The organism is Cupriavidus sp. H18C1, assembly GCF_049311595.1.
Classification (GTDB): Bacteria; Pseudomonadota; Gammaproteobacteria; order Burkholderiales; family Burkholderiaceae; genus Cupriavidus; species Cupriavidus cauae.
In genome coordinates, this window is record NZ_CP186008.1 from 286,815 (window position 1) to 303,184 (window position 16,370).

General features: G+C 69.8%; 13 protein-coding genes and 4 pseudogenes. 7 read left to right on the top strand and 10 right to left on the bottom strand.

The features are described from left to right. The first annotated feature begins 10 nt into the window (after positions 1-10). From OJJOAM_RS01425 to OJJOAM_RS01435, 3 genes and pseudogenes are all read left to right on the top strand, one after another. A complete protein-coding gene (locus OJJOAM_RS01425; RefSeq protein WP_422649459.1) occupies positions 11-994 on the top strand; it encodes a quinoprotein relay system zinc metallohydrolase 1 in 984 nt (327 codons plus the stop codon). Between the two features lie 298 nt (positions 995-1,292). Then, a pseudogene (locus OJJOAM_RS01430) lies at positions 1,293-3,027 on the top strand (PQQ-dependent methanol/ethanol family dehydrogenase). A 107-nt stretch (positions 3,028-3,134) separates the two neighbouring features. Next, the gene (locus OJJOAM_RS01435) at positions 3,135-3,479 is read left to right on the top strand and encodes a c-type cytochrome (protein WP_422648663.1); all 345 of its coding nucleotides are present in this window, start codon (positions 3,135-3,137) and stop codon (positions 3,477-3,479) included. 96 nt (positions 3,480-3,575) lie between these two features. Here the strand turns inward: OJJOAM_RS01435 and pqqE are convergent, their stop codons facing one another. From pqqE to pqqA, 5 genes and pseudogenes are all read right to left on the bottom strand, one after another. Further along, on the bottom strand, positions 3,576-4,748 hold the full coding sequence (gene pqqE, locus OJJOAM_RS01440; protein WP_422648664.1) for a pyrroloquinoline quinone biosynthesis protein PqqE: 1,173 nt from the start codon (positions 4,746-4,748) through the stop codon (positions 3,576-3,578). Continuing rightward, positions 4,720-4,965: a pyrroloquinoline quinone biosynthesis peptide chaperone PqqD gene (gene pqqD, locus OJJOAM_RS01445; protein ID WP_422648665.1), complete on the bottom strand. Its 246-nt coding sequence runs from the start codon at positions 4,963-4,965 to the stop codon at positions 4,720-4,722. Before pqqD ends, pqqE begins: the two co-directional genes overlap by 29 nt. A gap of 23 nt (positions 4,966-4,988) precedes the next feature. Further along, a complete protein-coding gene (gene pqqC / locus OJJOAM_RS01450) occupies positions 4,989-5,681 on the bottom strand; it encodes a pyrroloquinoline-quinone synthase PqqC (RefSeq protein ID WP_422648666.1) in 693 nt (230 codons plus the stop codon). Further along, positions 5,678-6,596 (bottom strand): annotated as a pseudogene (pqqB, locus tag OJJOAM_RS01455) (pyrroloquinoline quinone biosynthesis protein PqqB). Before pqqB ends, pqqC begins: the two are co-directional and overlap by 4 nt. A gap of 86 nt (positions 6,597-6,682) precedes the next feature. Next, positions 6,683-6,757 carry a pyrroloquinoline quinone precursor peptide PqqA gene (gene pqqA, locus OJJOAM_RS01460; protein WP_006578070.1) on the bottom strand — a complete coding sequence of 25 codons (75 nt, stop codon included), beginning with the start codon at positions 6,755-6,757 and terminating at the stop codon, positions 6,683-6,685. A gap of 273 nt (positions 6,758-7,030) precedes the next feature. On the opposite strand from pqqA, the pseudogene OJJOAM_RS01465 reads away from it, so the two are divergent. Further along, a pseudogene (locus tag OJJOAM_RS01465) lies at positions 7,031-7,153 on the top strand (prolyl aminopeptidase); the annotation flags it as partial. A 78-nt stretch (positions 7,154-7,231) separates the two neighbouring features. Here OJJOAM_RS01465 and OJJOAM_RS01470 read toward each other — a convergent pair. Then, positions 7,232-7,744, bottom strand: coding sequence for a hypothetical protein (locus OJJOAM_RS01470; protein WP_422649645.1), 513 nt, complete (start codon positions 7,742-7,744; stop codon positions 7,232-7,234). 90 nt (positions 7,745-7,834) lie between these two features. On the opposite strand from OJJOAM_RS01470, the gene OJJOAM_RS01475 reads away from it, so the two are divergent. Beyond that, the gene (locus tag OJJOAM_RS01475) at positions 7,835-8,878 is read left to right on the top strand and encodes an MBL fold metallo-hydrolase (protein ID WP_422649460.1); all 1,044 of its coding nucleotides are present in this window, start codon (positions 7,835-7,837) and stop codon (positions 8,876-8,878) included. A 29-nt stretch (positions 8,879-8,907) separates the two neighbouring features. Here the strand turns inward: OJJOAM_RS01475 and OJJOAM_RS01480 are convergent, their stop codons facing one another. Then, the gene (locus tag OJJOAM_RS01480) at positions 8,908-10,929 is read right to left on the bottom strand and encodes a sigma-54-dependent Fis family transcriptional regulator (protein ID WP_422648667.1); all 2,022 of its coding nucleotides are present in this window, start codon (positions 10,927-10,929) and stop codon (positions 8,908-8,910) included. Between the two features lie 289 nt (positions 10,930-11,218). Here OJJOAM_RS01480 and pedF point away from each other — a divergent pair. After that, positions 11,219-11,705, top strand: a pseudogene (gene pedF / locus OJJOAM_RS01485) (cytochrome c-550 PedF). Between the two features lie 132 nt (positions 11,706-11,837). Next, on the top strand, positions 11,838-12,719 hold the full coding sequence (locus tag OJJOAM_RS01490) for a substrate-binding periplasmic protein (protein WP_422649461.1): 882 nt from the start codon (positions 11,838-11,840) through the stop codon (positions 12,717-12,719). A 13-nt stretch (positions 12,720-12,732) separates the two neighbouring features. Here OJJOAM_RS01490 and OJJOAM_RS01495 read toward each other — a convergent pair whose 3' ends face one another. The 3 genes from OJJOAM_RS01495 to OJJOAM_RS01505 are packed head-to-tail and all read right to left on the bottom strand — an operon-like array spanning position 12,733 to position 16,365. Then, positions 12,733-13,449 carry a DUF2894 domain-containing protein gene (locus OJJOAM_RS01495; RefSeq protein WP_422648668.1) on the bottom strand — a complete coding sequence of 239 codons (717 nt, stop codon included), beginning with the start codon at positions 13,447-13,449 and terminating at the stop codon, positions 12,733-12,735. After that, positions 13,442-14,089, bottom strand: a complete 648-nt coding sequence (locus OJJOAM_RS01500) for an OmpA family protein (protein WP_422648669.1) — start codon at positions 14,087-14,089, stop codon at positions 13,442-13,444. The genes OJJOAM_RS01495 and OJJOAM_RS01500 overlap by 8 nt, the downstream gene beginning before the upstream one ends. After that, the gene (locus OJJOAM_RS01505) at positions 14,086-16,365 is read right to left on the bottom strand and encodes a DUF802 domain-containing protein (RefSeq protein WP_422648670.1); all 2,280 of its coding nucleotides are present in this window, start codon (positions 16,363-16,365) and stop codon (positions 14,086-14,088) included. Before OJJOAM_RS01505 ends, OJJOAM_RS01500 begins: the two co-directional genes overlap by 4 nt. Positions 16,366-16,370 lie beyond the last annotated feature (5 nt).

Consider the following 16,370-nt stretch of genomic DNA (forward strand, 5'->3'; position numbering starts at 1 on the left):
CGCCGTGCCGATGCCCCAGCTGTTTGCGTTGCCGTTCGCCTTGCCGTTCGCCCTGTTGATCGTCCTGCTGCTTCCCGCGTCGGCATTCGGCGACGGCCCCGCAGCAGGGGCGCTGCGGCCGCCCGACTACCGACTCGCGCCGCGCGACATCGGCGACGGCATCTGGCTGTTCGAGGGTGCGAATGCCGACTTCGCCGTCGGCAACGGCTGCAACATCATCAATACGGCCTTCATCGATACCGGCGACGGCGTGGTCGTCGTCAATACGGGGCCGTCGCGGCGCTACGGCGAGCAGCAGCGCGCGGCGATCGCCCAGGTGACGAAGGCCCCGCTCCGCCTGGTGCTGAACCTGAACCTGCATCCCGACTACTTCTTCGGCAACCAGGCCTATGCCGACGCCAGTCCGGCCGCGCTAGCCGGTACCGTCGCCGGCGCGGCGCGCGAGGCCGGCGCGTATGCCGACAACCTGTATCGGCTCTGCGGCGACTGGATGGCGGGCACCGAACCGGCGCCGCCCCTCGCGACGGTCGAGCCGGGACCGCGCACGATCGGACGTCATCGATTCGAGCTGCTGCGCCTGCAGGGCCATACCGGCGACGATCTGGTGCTGATCGACCATACCGCGCGCGTGATGTTCGCCGGCGGCCTGGCCTTCCGTTCGCGCATCCCGACCACGCCGCACGCCGACATTCCCCGCTGGCTCGCCAGCCTCGACGTGCTGGAACGCCGGATGCGCGAGGACGGATTGCGCCTGCTGGTGCCAAGCCATGGCCCTGCGCTCGACGGCGCCGATGCGATCGCGCAGACGCGCGACTACCTGCGCTGGCTCGACGCCCGGCTGCGCCAGGCGGCCCGCGAAGGCCGCGATCTCGCCGAGGTCATCGCGATGCCGGTGCCGGCGCCGTACTCGGGCTGGGCCGCGATGCCGGCCGAATACCTGCGCAACGTCACGCACCTGTACCCGGCCTATGAACGGGAGGCACTGGCGCCATGAGCCGTGCGGCGGGCACGCGCGAGGGGGGTGCTCCATTCCGCGACAGCGTTGTTGCGCGGTGGCGCGGTACGGCCCGGTATGGCGCATCCGCGCGCGCGATCGCGGCGAAAAGGGTTCGCAAGCAACGGGAATTTTTCACGGCCGGCGTGGCACGCGAATTGCGGATTGGCGCACCGGTGCGGCATCGCCGATCGGCCTATGCCGCGCCTGCGGAAAGACCACCGGGAAATCTGCGACAGGGTTGATCGAAACCGATGATCGAAGCCGATGATCGACAAAAAAGAGAGAGGAGCAAACGATGAGCAAATTGAAGGTGCTGGTGCTGGCCGCCGCGTGCGTGACCAGCTTCGCCGCGCGCGCCGCCGTGACGGACGCGATGATCGAGAACGACGCGAAGAGTCCCGGTGATGTGCTGTCGTGGGGGGATCGGGCCGGAGGGCCAGCGCTTCTCGCCGCTGGCCAGGATCAATACGAAGAACGTCGCCCGCCTGGTGCCGGCGTGGTCGTTCTCGTTCGGCGGAGAGAAGCAGCGTGGCCAGGAATCGCAGCCGCTGATCCATAACGGCAAGATGTTCGTCACCGCTTCGTACTCGCGGATCTTCGCGCTGGATGTCAAGACCGGCGCCAAGCTGTGGAAGTACGAGCATCGCCTGCCGGAAGGCATCATGCCGTGCTGCGACGTGGTGAACCGCGGCGCCGCGCTGTACGACAAGCTCGTCATCTTCGGCACGCTCGACGCGCAGCTGGTCGCGCTCGACCAGGACACCGGCAAGGTGGTGTGGAAGGACAAGATCGACGATTACGCGGCCGGCTATTCGTACACGGCGGCGCCGATGATCGTCAAGGGGCTGGTGCTGACCGGCGTGTCGGGGGGCGAGTTCGGCGTGGTCGGCCGGGTCGAGGCGCGCGATGCCAGGACCGGCCGGCTGGTGTGGATCCGCCCGACCGTCGAAGGGCATATGGGCTATCGCTTCGACGCCGAGGGCAACAAGATCGAGAACGGCATCACCGGTAACCTGAACGCCAGCTGGCCGGGCGAAACCTGGAAGACCGGCGGTGCGGCGACCTGGCTCGGCGGCACCTACGATCCGAAGACCGGGCTGGCCTACTTCGGCACCGGCAATCCGGGGCCGTGGAACAGCCATCTGCGCAAGGGCGACAACCTCTACTCGTCGTCGACGGTGGCCATCGATCCTGCCACCGGCAAGATCGTCTGGCATTACCAGAACACGCCGAACGACGGCTGGGATTTCGACGGCGTCAACGAGTTCGTGACCTTCGATCTCGACGGCAAGCGCGTCGGCGGCAAGGCCGACCGCAACGGCTTCTTCTACGTCAACGACGCACGCGACGGCAAGGTGCTGAACGCCTTCCCGTTCGTCCGCAAGGTGACCTGGGCCAAGGACATCGACCTGAAGACCGGCCGGCCCAACTTCGTCGCGGAAAGCCGTCCTGGCGACCCCGCCGACCAGAAGAAGGGACAGTCGGTGTTCGCCGCGCCGGGCTTCCTCGGCGGCAAGAACCAGCAGCCGATGGCGTTCAGCCCGCAGACGGGCCTGTTCTATGTGCCGGCGAACGAATGGGGCATGGACATCTGGAACGAGCCGATCACCTACAAGAAGGGCGCGGCCTTCCTCGGCGCCGGCTTCACCATCAAGCCGCTGAACGAGGACTATATCGGCGCGTTGCGCGCCGTCGATCCGAAGACCGGCAAGATCGTCTGGGAGGTCAAGAACAACGCGCCGCTGTGGGGCGGCGTGATGACGACCGGCGGCGGCCTGGTGTTCTGGGGCACGCCCGAGGGCTACCTGAAGGCGGCGGACGCGAAGACCGGCAAGGAGCTGTGGCAATTCCAGACCGGCAGCGGCGTGGTGGCGCCGCCGGTCACCTGGGAAGAAAACGGCGAGCAGTTCATCGCCGTGGTGTCGGGCTGGGGCGGCGCCGTGCCGCTGTGGGGCGGCGATGTCGCCAAGCGCGTCAACTTCCTCGAGCAAGGCGGCTCGGTGTGGGTGTTCAAGCTCAGCAAGGTCTGAGCGCTTGCCGTACAGGCCGGCGCGCGACCGTGTGCCTCGACGCGTGCGTTGATGCATGTGTTGGCGCATGCGGGGGACGGCGCCGGCCGCATTCGAATGGGTGATTCATGCTGAAAGAACGGATTCGACGTATCGCGCCGCGCGGCGCGGTTGCCTTCGCCTTTGGCCTGGCCCTCGCCGCCTCGGCGCAGGCGGCCCCGGACATCAAGGCGCTGGCCGACAAGAACGGCTGCTTCTCCTGCCACGGCATGCAGGGCAAGCTGGTCGGCCCCGGCTTTGCCGAGGTCGCGGCCAGGTACAAGGGGGGACAGCGAGGCCACCGGCAAGCTTGCCCGCAAGATCCAGGAGGGCGGCAAGGGGGGTATGGGGGGCGGATTCCGATGCCGCCGCACCCCTCGCTGAAGGACGAGGAGGCCAGGCAGCTGGCGGCGTGGGTGCTGGAGGCCGGTTGACCCGATCGGGGCCCCGCGTGAGCGAGGTCCCGCGTCATACGGAAAAGGAGAGGCGCCGGTGCGCCTCCCTTGCTTGATGTCATGCGCCGCGGTCCGCTACGGCTCGCTCAGTCGCAGCGAATTGGCGTCGGTACGGAACAGCAGCGGCGCCTCCCTGCCCCGCTCCACGCGCCCCTGGGACAGCACCGCGGCCAGCCGCCCCTGTGCCACGATCGCACGCACGCGATCGTGATGGTCCGACCGGTCGCAGACCGGGTCCGTCGCGTCGGCATCGCCGGTCAGCTGCCATGCCTGGCAGCGGCAGCCGCCGGCATCGGCCTCCTTCTCGTCGCAGGATTGGCACGCGCCCTTCATCCACGCGGTGCCGCGATAGCGGTTGAACGCCTCGCTGTCGAACCAGATGTCACGCAGCGGCATGTCGGCGACGTTCGGCAGCGAAAGTCCCGGCAGCATGCGCGCCGCGTGGCATGGCAGCGCCGTGCCGTCCGGCGCGACGCCGAGGAACGTCGTGCCCCAGCCGTTCATGCATTTCTTCGGGCGCGTCTCGAAATAGTCCGGGACGACGAACAGGATGCGGCAACGAGAACCGATACGCCGCCGATAGCGCTCGACCACCGCCTCGGCCTCGCGCAGCTGCGCGGCATCGGGCATCAACGCGAGGCGGTTGCGCCAGGCCCAGCCGTAGTACTGGGTGTTGGCCAGCTCCAGGTATTCGGCGCCCATCTCCAGCGCCATCTCGATGATGGCGCCCACATGCGGCAGGTTGTGCCGGTGCAGCACGCAGTTCATCACCATCGGATAGCCGTGCGCCTTGATCATGCGGGCCACGCGCTGCTTCAGCTCGAAGGTGCGCGTGCTCGACAGGAAGTCGTTGAGCTCGCGCGTCGAATCCTGGAACGACAGCTGGATATGATCGAGTCCCGCCTCGCGCAGCGCGCCAAGGCGTTCATCGGTCAGCCCGACACCGGAGGTGATCAGGTTGATGTAGAAGCCGAGCCGGCGGGCATGCGCGACGATCGCTTCGAGGTCCTTGCGCATCAGCGGCTCGCCGCCCGACAGTCCCAGCTGCACCGCGCCCAGCGCCCTTGCCTGCGCCAGCACGTCGAGCCATTGCGCGGTGGCCAGCTCCGCGCCGTGCCGGGCATAGTCGACCGGATTCGAGCAGAACGCGCAGTGCAGCGGGCACCGATAGGTCAGCTCGGCCAGCAGCCACAGCGGCGGGCCGGGGCGCACGCCGGCCTCAGGCGAGCCAGCCGCGTTCGAAGGCATGTTTGACAAAGGCATGGACCTCGGCGGCGATTCCCTCGATGCGATAGGCGCCCTGCAGTTCGTCGATCAGCATGTCGAGCGTGCGCGAGCCGTCGCAGCGGCGCAGGATCGCCGCGGCGCTTTCGTTCAGCGTGACCATGCCCTCGGGATACAGCAGCACCCACGCCTGCTGCGCCTCCTCCCATTGCAGGCGCAGCGTGCGGTGCAGGGTCGGCATGCAGGTGCCTGTGGATGGCGCGGTCATGGATAGGCCTTCTCGATGGCATCGAGCATCGACCACAGCACGTCGAGCTTGAACTGAAGGATCTCGAGCGCGCGCCGCTGTTCGGCCGGCGTGCGGAAATGTTCGAGCGTCACGCGCAGGCCATGGTCGACGTCGCGCTGGGCGAGCGGAATGCGCGTGCGGAAGTAATGCAGACCGTCCCGCTCGATCCATGGGTAGTGCTCGGGCCAGCCGGCCAGCCGCTGGCGGTGGATCTCCGGCGCGAACATCTCCGTCAGCGACGAGCACACCGCCTCCTGCCAAGGGGCGCTGCGCGCGAAATTGACGTAGGCGTCGACGGCGAAGCGCACACCGGGCACGACGAGTTCGTGCGACCACAACGCCTGGCGCGGCAAGCCGACCGCCTCGCCCAACCGGACCCAGGCCTCGATGCCGCCGGCCTCGCTGTCGGTGCCGTCGTGGTCGAGGATGCGCTGGACCCAGAGCCGGCGGGTCTCGCGCTCCGGGCAATTGGCCAGGATGGCGGCGTCCTTCTGCGGGATGCGTACCTGGTAGTAGAAGCGGTTGGCTACCCAGCCGCGGATCTGCTCCGGGGTGCACTGTCCCGCCGCCATGCGGCGATGGAATGGATGATGAATGTGGTAGCCCGACTGCTTCGCGCGCAGTTGCGATTCGAACTCGGCCGGGCTCCAGGCGGTGGCCTGCGTCATAGCGCGATCTCCATGCCGTCCCAGGCGACCTCGATGCCTCGCGCGTCCAGATGGCGGCGCTGCGGCGATCGCTCGTCGAGAATCGGATTGGTGTTGTTGATGTGGATCAGGATCTTGCGCGAGGCCGGCAACGCGTCCAGCAGCTCGATCATGCCGCCGGCGCCGGACAGCGCCAGATGACCCATCTGCGCGGCGGTCTTGTTCGACAGGCCCAGCCGCAGCATCTCGTCGTCGACCCAGAAGGTGCCGTCGACCAGCACGATATCGGCGCCGCGCAACTCCTCCATCAGGTCCGGCGTGATCCGCCCAAGCCCGGGCGCGTAGAAGGCGCGTCTGCCGGTGGCGGTGTCGACGATGCGCAGGCCGATGTTGTCGCCACGCCGCGGCGCGTGGCGGTTGGGCGAATACGGTGGCGCCTTGCTGTCGAGCGGCACGGCCGTGATGGTCGCACGCTGCAGCGGCGCGATGCGCAGCGCCTCGCCGTCGAGGGGCAGCCGATGCCGATCGAGCCCGCAGTAGTGCGACAGCACGCGCGACAGCGGCAACGCGTCCGACAGATCGGCGAGCACCGGCTCGGTGGCATACAACGGCAGGCGGCGCTGATGTTCCCGCAGCATCAGCAGCCCGGTCACATGATCGATCTGCGCGTCCATCAGCAGAACGGCCGCGATGCCGGTGTCGCGCCGCTCGCGCGCGGGCTGCAGGGCCGGCGTGGCGCGGATCTGCGCAAGGATGTCGGGGGGACGCGTTGACCAGCAGCCAGTCCAGGCCGTTCTCGGTCAGCGCGATCGAGGATTGGGTGCGCGGCACCGCGGACACCGCGCCGCGGCGCACGCCGTCGCAATTGGGGCAGTTGCAGTTCCACTGCGGAAAGCCCCTTCCCGCAGCCGATCCCAGAACCCTTAACGTCGTCATCGCAGTGCCGCGGCGCCGTGCGCCCGTTTTATTCTTTTGGTGTGACAGTCCCCGCCAGCGCGGGGGACCGGCTTGCACGCTGACCGTCAGCGATTGGCGATATACATCGTGATCTCGAAGCCGAGGCGAAGATCGGTATAGGCGGGCGTGGTCCAGTTCATGAGGTCTCCTTCGATGTGGTTGCTTGGCACGGACTGTGATTGCCGAGTCGGAGCGGGCGGCGGCACCGTGCCCCGCCCTTCCGCATCGACTCCGAGGCAACATCCATGCCCGACACCGCACGACAGCAGCACGATTCCCACCGCATCGAGGACCGCGTGTTCTGGCTGCGCACCGCGGACATGCACCGCCTGCACGTCCGCCTCCACGGCCGGCCGGATGGCGATCCCTGGCTGGTACTGCATGGCGGCCCGGGCAGCGGCTGCTCCGTGTCGATGGCCCGCTGGTTCGATCCGGCGCGCCAGCTGGCGATCCTGCCCGATCAGCGCGGCGCGGGCCGCTCACGCCCGGCCGGCACGCTCAGGCGCAACACCACCGGCGCGCTGCTCGCCGATATCGAACGACTGCGTACGACCCTGGGCATCGAGCGCTGGCATGTGGCCGCCGGCTCGTGGGGGCGCCTCGCTGGCGCTGGCCTACGCGGGACGCTGGCCCCAGCATGTGGCCGGGCTGGTGCTGCGCGGCACCTTCCTGACGGGGCGCGACGATATCCTGCGGCTGTTCGCCGCGCGTGCCCGCGGCATGTCGGTGCTGCCCCCGGCGGCGCCGACTTTGCTGCGGCGCGGGCGCGCGGCGGCTCCGCCGAAGCGCAACGGCGTTGCGCCATCCGGCTGCTGCAGAATGGAACAGGTGTTCAACAACGGGACACCGCGCGGCGATGGCGTACGGTCGAGCGCGCGCTGCTCGGCGAGCACGCCGGGCGGCGTCGACCAGCCCGTTCCGCGCGGGGCGACGACGTCGCCCTGCGGCGAAAGTACCGGATCCAGGCGCACTACCTGCAGCGGCGCTGCGGCCTCGGCAAGCCCGCGCTGCTGCGCTGCGCCGCCGGCATCGCGCGGCACCGCATCCCCACGATCCTGCTGCACGGCGCCCGCGACCGCGTCTGCCGGCCCGGCAATGCGGCCCGGCTGCAGGCCGTCATGCCGCACGCCATGCTGCGCGTGGTGCCCGGGGGGCGGGCATCTCGCCGCGGGACCCATGGCCGATGCCTTGCGAGCCGCGATCCGCGAGTTGTCGGCGTGACAGGCGGCCGCCGCGCTTTCCTGCAGCGTGCCGCCCGCCTGGGCTTGGCGGCGCTGTCCGCGGACAGCGTGGCCGGGGCCGCGCCGACGCAGCCGCAGCCACAGCCGCTTATGTCCCGGGTGCCGTCGCCGGTGTTGTCGCCCGCGCTGTCTGCGGTTCTGTCTCCGCCTCTTTTTCCGCTTCTGTCGCCGCTGGCACCCGGCGTCTACACCGGCGCGGTGGACGGCGCCGATCCGTCGTTCTCCCCTTCTCTGGTGGCGATCGGTCGTGATGGCGTGCTGGTGGTCGATCCCGGCCCGAATCTGCGCCATGGCCGCCGCCTGATCGCGGCGATCCGGCGGCGGACTGCGCTGCCGGTGCGATGGGTCGTCAATTCGCATCCGCATCCACGGCAGGTGCTGGCCAATGCGGCTTTCGCCGAGCTGCGGCCCCGCCCCGCTTTCCTCGCTTCGCCAGCGATAGCCGAGCGGATGCGATCGCGGTGCGACGCCTGCCTTCGCCAGCTCGTGGCCGAATTGGGATCGGCGGCGATGGCCGGCACGACCATCGTGCTGCCACGGCCGGCGCTGCGCGAGGGCACGCCGCTCGTCGCGGGCGGAGTGCGCTGGCAGGTGCGGATCCTTGCCAATGCGCACAGCGCCTCGGACACGGCGCTGTATGCGCCCGCGCTGCGCTTGCTGTTTGCCGGCGGCCTGGCCACGGGCGAGCGTGTTCCGGATCTGCGCGACGGCTCGCTGGCGGGCTGGCAGGCTGCGCTGCGCGCGCTGTCGGCGTTGCCGGCGGATACCGTGGTGGGCGACGGCGTCGGCACGCCACGGCAATGCATCGTCCCGACGCTGGCCTATCTCGACAGTCTGGAGCGCGGCATCCGGCAGGGGCTGGCCGCCGGCGTGGATGCCGCCGATGCCTTGCGGGCCGTGCCGGGCGAAGCCTTCCGGCACTGGCAGGGCTTTGTGCCGCGGCACGCGCTGAACGTGCAGCGCGCCTGGCTGGAACTGGAGGATGAATGGATGCGCAGCGCGCCGGCCAATGCCCGATGAGGGTCGGGTATTGGCCGGCACGCGGGCAGTCAGTGCGGCTCGTCCGGTCCCAAGTCCCCATCGGTCTGCAGCAGGCGCTCCGCCTCGCCGAGCTTGCGGTAGACCGTATTGCGCGAGATGCCGAGCGCCTTGGCCGCGGCCGAGATATTGCCGTGATGCGCCTTGACGGTCGCGACGATCGTCAGCGCTTCGACGTCGGCAAGCCGCGTCGGCCGTAGCGGCAGCGGCGGCACCGAATCAGGCTGCGCCACGCCCGGTACCGCCGCCGGGCGCGCACCGCTCGCGGCCGCGGCCGGCGTGGCGGTGCCCGCCGCGTTCCGCTCGCGCCAGTCGTCGAGGAAATCGTCGGGCAGATGCGCTACGTCGATCTCGTCCTCGTCTTCCGCCATCAGCCGCGCCGTGTTCAGCAGGTTGGCCAGCTGGCGAATATTGCCCGGCCAGTGATAGGACGCGAACATCCGCATCACCGGCTCCGCGATCCGCAGCGGCCGCGATGCGCCGCCGTGCCGCGCCAGCACCTTGCTGGCGACGACGTCGAGGTCGGTGCGATCGCGCAGCGCCGGCAGCCGCACCACCAGGCCATTGAGCCGGTAGTACAGGTCCTCGCGGAAGCGGCCCGCCGCGACTTCCTCGCGCAGGTTGCGGTTGGTGGCGCAGATCAGCACGAAATCGACCTCGATCACCTTGTTGCTGCCCAGCGGCGTCACGGAACGCTCCTGCAGCGCCCGCAGCAGCCGTACCTGCAGATGCAGCGGCATGTCGCCGATCTCGTCGAGGAACAGCGTGCCGCCGTTGGCCAGCAGCATCTTGCCGATGCCGCCCTTCTTGCGCGCGCCGGTAAACGCGCCCTCCTCGTAGCCGAACAGCTCCGACTCGAACAGCGTCTCGGGAATCGACGCGCAATTGACGGCGACGAACGGGCCTTGCTGCCGCTGGCTCTCGGCGTGGATCGCGCGCGCCAGCAGCTCCTTGCCGGTACCGGTCTCGCCGCAGATCATCACCGGGATGTCCCGGCCGACGACCTTGCGCAGCTTGCCGATCACCGCCGCCATCTGCGGATCGCCGGTATCGAGCTCGTCCAGGCCGCCAGGCTGCTGGGCGTTCGGCAGGCGGCCGCGCCGCGGCGCAGGCGTTTCGCGGGCCTCGGGCATCAGCCCGCCGGACGGCACCACCGTCGAGCGCGTGATTTCGACCCGGGCCCAGACCTTGACGCCGCTCGACAGCTGCAGCGGCATCACGCCGCCGGGCGCGCTGCGCAGCGCGTCGAACAGCTGGCCCATCGACAGCCCGAACAGCGACGAAAACGTATGCGCCCGCAACGCGCCCACCGACAAGCCGAGCTGGAACTGGCCGCTGCGGTTGGCCGACAGGAAGCGCCCGCCCGGCGTGAACGAGGCCAGCCCCTCGGCAATTGTGCCGATGAACTCCTGCCGCGCGTGGAAATGCACGCGCACCATGTCCTGGAAGGCGTTCTCGAACAGATGGTTCTCGATCATCTGCGCCGACATGCGCACCAGCGCCATGGTGTGCTTGTGAAAGCCCCGATGGTCGCCGGTCACGTCGAGCGCGCCGACCGTCTTGCCGTAGGGATCGAAGATCGGCGAGCACGAACAGGTCAGGAAATGATTGGCGCGCAGGAAGTGTTCGTCGCCGTGGACCAGCGTGGGCAGCCCCTCGGTCAGCGCGGTGCCGATCGCATTGGTGCCTTTGCTCTCCTCGGACCACACCGCGCCGGGACGCAGCGCGACCTTGTCGGCCTTTTCGAGGAAGTCGTCGTCGCCCAGCGAATGCAGGATCAGGCCGGCCGTATCGGTCAGGATCACCATGCTGTGGGTGTTGACGATCTGGTCGTACAGCATCTCCATGACCGGCAGCGCGTGCGTGAACAGCGACTGGCTCTTCTCGATCTGGCTGCGCAGGTCGACCGGCGCGACCGGGCCGAAGTCCGGCGACTCGTAGGGGCGCAGCCCGTAGGACTGCGATCGCTGATGGGCCTGGGCGATGGTGTCGGCGTGCGTGCCGCCGTGCGGCTCCGGCTCGTGCGGGGTCATGGATTGTCTCCTGTTCGGCTGCCCGGCATCTTGGTGCCGGATCTTCGGCGATCGGCGCATCCGGGCGAAACCTGCGCACAGTGGGGTGCGCAGTGTTCCGCCGGGGCACTGTTGCATTGTGGAGCAAAATGCTTGCCAGGGTGTTGAATTCGAGGGCGCCCCGGCGGCCATGCTGCGACGCGAGGACGCCGCCGCGTGGCGATTTCCGCCGTTTCCTGGGCCTGGCGCGAGTGGCACAGCTCTTGCGGACGATCGGGACAAACGATCCCGACAACACCAGGAGACCCCCATGGCGACTTTCCGCCCGCTTCTTTCCGCCCTCGCCCTCTGCGCCGGCCTGGCCGCCGCCACGATGCCCGGCGCCGCCCATGCCCACGGCGACGTCACGCCCCAGGCCGTCGACACCAGCACGTTGCCGCAGCTCGGCAAGGAGTGGAAGCAGGAAAACCCCCTACCGCACGGGCCCCGCGCACGACGAGGCGCTGCGCATCGGCAGCTCCGCCTATAACCAGAACTGCGCGCGCTGCCACGGCCTCGACGCGATCTCGGGCGGCATCGCGCCGGACCTGCGCAGTCTCGACTCCGACTGTTCTGCGCTGGCCGACCCGAAGAAGAAGCAAGGCTGCTACAGCGAGATCGACCAGTACTTCGCCACCACCGTGCGCCGCGGCCGCACGCGCGACGGCCGCGTCTACATGCCGCCGTTCGACGAGACGCTGACGCAGGAAGCCGTGTGGGCACTGAAGACCTATCTGGAATCGCGCCGGCCGCAGTGATGGCACGCCGACGAGGCGCTCGCCGCGCGCGGGCGCGCCCGATTCCGCTGCCCTCCCATTCCATTCAGGAGACGACGATGCCCACGCCGCCCCCGCTGTCCCCTCTCTCCCCCGCTGTCCCCTCTCTCCCCGCTGTCCCCCGTGCCTTCGAGGCGCGCCGGTCCGGCCGCGCGCCGCCGCCGCGCCGTCGCCTTGCTGCTGCTGTCGGCCGGACTGGCATGGTCCGCCGGCGCCTGGGCGGATCTGGCCAGGATCCGCGAAAGCGGGCGGCTGAAGGTCGCGGTCTACAAGGCCTTCGCGCCCTTCTCCGATGTCGTCGACGGCAAGCCGACCGGCGTCGATGTCGCGATCGCCGAAGCGCTGAGCCGCCAGCTGAATCTGTCGCTGACGCTCTTGCCCTTCGACGCCGACGAGAACATGGCCGACGACCTGCGCAATATGGTCTGGCGCGGCCACTATCTCGGCTATGGGCCGGCCGACGTGATGCTGCACGTGCCGGTGGACCGCGCCTTCATGCGAGAGAACGACAAGGCGACGATCTTCGCGCCGTACTATCGCGAGCAGTTCGTGCTGGTCCACGACACCGCGCGGCTGCCGCAGATCCGCGATCTCGCCGATCTGGCAGGTCTGCCCGTCGGCGCGGAAGCCGGCTCGGCCGGCGCCAATGCGCTGCTGGCCGGAGCCGGCGGCACGCTGCGCGACAAGGTCCGCATCTATCCGTCGCCGCGCGACACGCTGCGCGCGCTGTTTGCCGGCGAAATCGCGGCCGCGATGGTCACGCGTTCGCAGTACGAGAGCGCCCTCAAGGCCGATGGCCGCACGGCGTCGCAATACGCCGCGGCCGAGGTCTCGTCGCCGCTGCTGCCGCCGCGCGGATGGGCGGTCGGCATGGCGGTAAAGGCGGACAACGCGGAACTGGCCGACGCGGTGCAGCGCGCTGTCGATACGCTGCGCGGCAACGGCGAACTGCAGAAGATCTTTACCGCGGCAGGACTGACGCCGGTGGCGCCGTGATGCGGGTGAGGCGCTACGGTTTCGGCGGCGCCGCGGGCCTGGCGCGCGACTGACGCGCCTTGCCGCGTACGGCCTTCGCCTGACCGCCGGCCGGCGGCGCGCCCTTGCTGTCCGGCGCACTATTGCCGTTCATGCGCTCGAGCCGCGACAACGTGTCGACATAGGACAGCAACTGCTGCAGATAGCCGGGCGACAGCTCGCGCATCGCGGACAGCGCGCGGTGGATCAGGTGGTTCGAGTTCAGCGGTCCGGCGTTTTCCGGGACGCGTTCGAATGACTGCCGCCAGGCGCGCTCCGCGCTGAGGCGGGTCCATGTCTGGCGGACATATTCGACCAGCGCCGGGTCGGGCTGGGGCGGGTGACGCGGCGCGATCGCGGTGGCGGTGGCGGTGACCGTGGATATCGCCGCAGGATCGGCGCCCTGCCCGTCCACATCGCCCCTGAGTTCGCGCGCCAGTGCCGCCAGCGGTCCTGCCATGCGCTGGCGTTGCGCCGGACCTTGTCCGGCCTGAGCGGACTCGGCCTTTGCGCGGCCGAGCGCATCCTCAAAGGCCTGCACCAGCTCCGCCAGCCTTTCCGCCAGCCGCCGCCGCGCCTCGCCGCGATGGGCGGACATCCGTCGCGCCAGTGCCTCCAGCAGGCGAAAGCGGACCGGATCCACGCGATCCGCGCCGCTGTCGCGCCATGCCGCGATGCGCGCCAGCATGTCGTCGGCGCCGAGGTCAGCCACCGGACTTCCCCGTTCCCATCGACACGCGCGGGATCGGCGCGATCTCGACGCGGCGGTTGCGGGCGCGGCCCTGCGCGTCCTTGTTCGAGGCCACCGGCTGCTGCGAGCCGAAGGCCGCCGAGAATACCGACGCGGCCGGCACGCCCGCGTCTATCAGCGCGCGCGTCACCGTCAGCGCGCGCTGGGCCGACAACTCCCAGTTGTCGGCGAACTGGCGGTTGCCGTCGCGCACCTGCCGGTCGTCGGTGAAGCCGCTGACCATCAGGATCTCGTCGCGATTGCGCAGATAGGCCTTCAGGGGCGCTGCCAGGCTCTTGAGCACCTCCTGCCCCTCGGGCTGCAGCTCGGCCGAGTTCAGCGCGAACAGCACGCTGCCGCTGATGCCGATGCGCCCGTTCACCAGCGTCACGCGCCCCGCGGCCAGCGGGCCGGCCAGCGCCTGTTCCAGGCTCTCGCGGCGATGCATCTCCTGCTGGCGCTGCTTGACCTCGTTGTCCAGCCGCGAGGCGAGTTCGAGCTGGATGCCGATCACCCCCAGCAGAATCAGCACGAAGGCGCCGAGCACCACCGACATCAGGTCGCCGAAGACGGCCCAGGTCGGTACGGTCGGCTCGACGCCGGCGTCGATCTCCTCTTTCATGCCGCCTCTGCGTCCGGTGCGCGTTGGCCGGCGACCTGTTGCAGGTCTTCGAGGATCTGCTTCTGCGAGCGCATGCTGAGGTCAACCACTTCGCGGGCCTGCGCCACGTAGTAGGCCAGCTGCTCGTCGCTGCGGGCCATCGACTTGTCGAGCGCGGCCTCGATGCGCTGCAGATGCGCGACCAGCTTGTCGTTCGATTCGCTGAACAGCTGCACCGCCACGCCGAACGCTTCGCCCAGGCTGGCGACCTCGGCGGCGCTGCCGGTGACTTGCGCCGCCACGTCGGTCAGCTTGCCGGTCTCGGCCTCGACCTTGTCGGTGAAGCGCGAGCCAATGCGTTCGAGCAGTTCCGCGCTGGTACCGACCAGCGTGTCGACCGCCTCGCGCTGCGCGGTGGAGGTCCGGCTGACCTGTTCGAGCAGCGTGGACAGGCTCTCCATCAGCCGGGTGCGTTCCTCCAGCATCGCGTTGTCGCGTGCCATTTCATCGGACAGCTTGCGCCGCAGTTCGGCAATGGCGTCGGCCGCCACGCGCGGCGCTTCGCCGGCGACCTGCGCCAGACGGGCGACTTCGGCGATGGTGGCACCGGCCTGCGCCTGCGTCTGGGCAGTGATGTCCTGCGCGGTGCGCTCCAGCGTCTCGCAAATCTGCTGCTGCCGCTCCACGGTCTGCGCGCCGGTCGCTTCCCATTGCTGGCGCAGCCCCGCGGCAATGCCGTCCAGCGTCGCGCTCCAGTTGGCGAGGCGCTGTTCGTCCTGCGCGGCCAGTTGCGCGCGCAGCTCGGCCTGCGCCTGCGCGACCGTGGTCAGCAGCGTGCCGGCATTCTGCTCGAAGGCGCCGGCGGCCCTCGCCAGCGCCTGCTGGTTTTCGCTTGCGATCGCACCGATGGCGCGTTCGTGGCTGGACAGCGTCGCGCTCCAGTTGGCCAGGCGCTGTTCGTCCTGCGCGGCCAGCTGCGCGCGCAGCTCGGCCTGCGCCTGCGCGACCGTGGTCAGCAGCGCGCTCGCATTCCGTTCGAAGGCGCCGGCGGCGGTCGCCAGCGCCTGCTGGTTCTCGCTGGCGATCGCGCCGAGGGTGCGCTCGTGGCCGGACAGTGCTTCGTTCCAGCGGGCCGAAGTCGCGGCGGCTGCCGTGTCCATGCGCTGCGCGACCTGCTCCAGCCATCCCGCCGAGCGCTGCTCGAAGTTGGTGGTGAACCCGTCGAGCGTGCCGCGCAGGCCGTCGGCCAGCGCCGCGCTGGTACGCCGATGGTCCGCCAGCGCCTCGCTCCACAGGCCGGCCACCTGCGTCGTGGTGGCGTCGAAGCGCGACGCCAGGCCTTCCAGCTGCTGCTGCATCGATTGCGTCACGGTGTCGCGCAGCCCGGCCGCTTCGCGCGCCAGCCCGCTCATGGTGGCTTCCACCGCCGGCTGGATCGCCGCGCTGGCGGCGCGCGCGCTCTCGGCCACGCCGTCCTTCAGCGATTGCTCGACGGACGCGGCCAGGCGCATGTACACCGCTTCGGTCTTGCCGTGGAAGGCGTCCTGGCTGGCGGCGAGCCGTTCCGTCAGCGCCTGGCTCTGCTGCTCCATCGCGGCCATCATCGCGTTCAGCCGGTCGACCAGCACCGGCATCGTCTCGGCCTGGCGCTGCATCAGCCTGAACGCCTCCTCGCGCTGATGGACTCGCGAGTGGACGCGCAAGGTTGTCGCGATATGGGCGTCCAGGGCCTGCGCGGCGTCGATCCGCTCGCGCCGGCACAGCGCCGACAGCAGGCCCAGCATGGCCGAGGTCGCCACGCCCGCCACCGAGGTACCGAAGGCGAAGCCCAGGCCCTTGACCGGCGCGGCCAGCGAGGCGCGGATCGCCTGCAGGTCGGTCGCGGTTTCCAGCGCCAGGCCGGTGCCCTTCAGCGTGGCCACCATGCCCAGAAACGTCCCCAGCATGCCGAGCAGCACCAGCAGGCCGACGAAATACGAGGTCAGCGCGGGTCCCGGCAAGGCGACGCGCTCGCCTTCGACGCGCAGCCGCACGGCCTGGCGCAGGCCCGGATCGATGCGTTCGAGCCAGGCGGCCAGGGTCGCCGGCGTCTCGGACAGGCCGCCGACGGCCTGTGTCAGGCTCGCCGTCGCGCGGCGATAGCGTTGGAGCTCGTAGGCGCCGCCGACATAGAAGCCGCCGATCAGCAGCGTCACGGCGAACGCCAGCGCATTCGAGCCCGCGTAGCCGGCGCCGATCCAGCAGACGGCCAGCAGGCCCGCCAGGAACACAACAAGTTGAATAGGGAATCGGATCATGATGT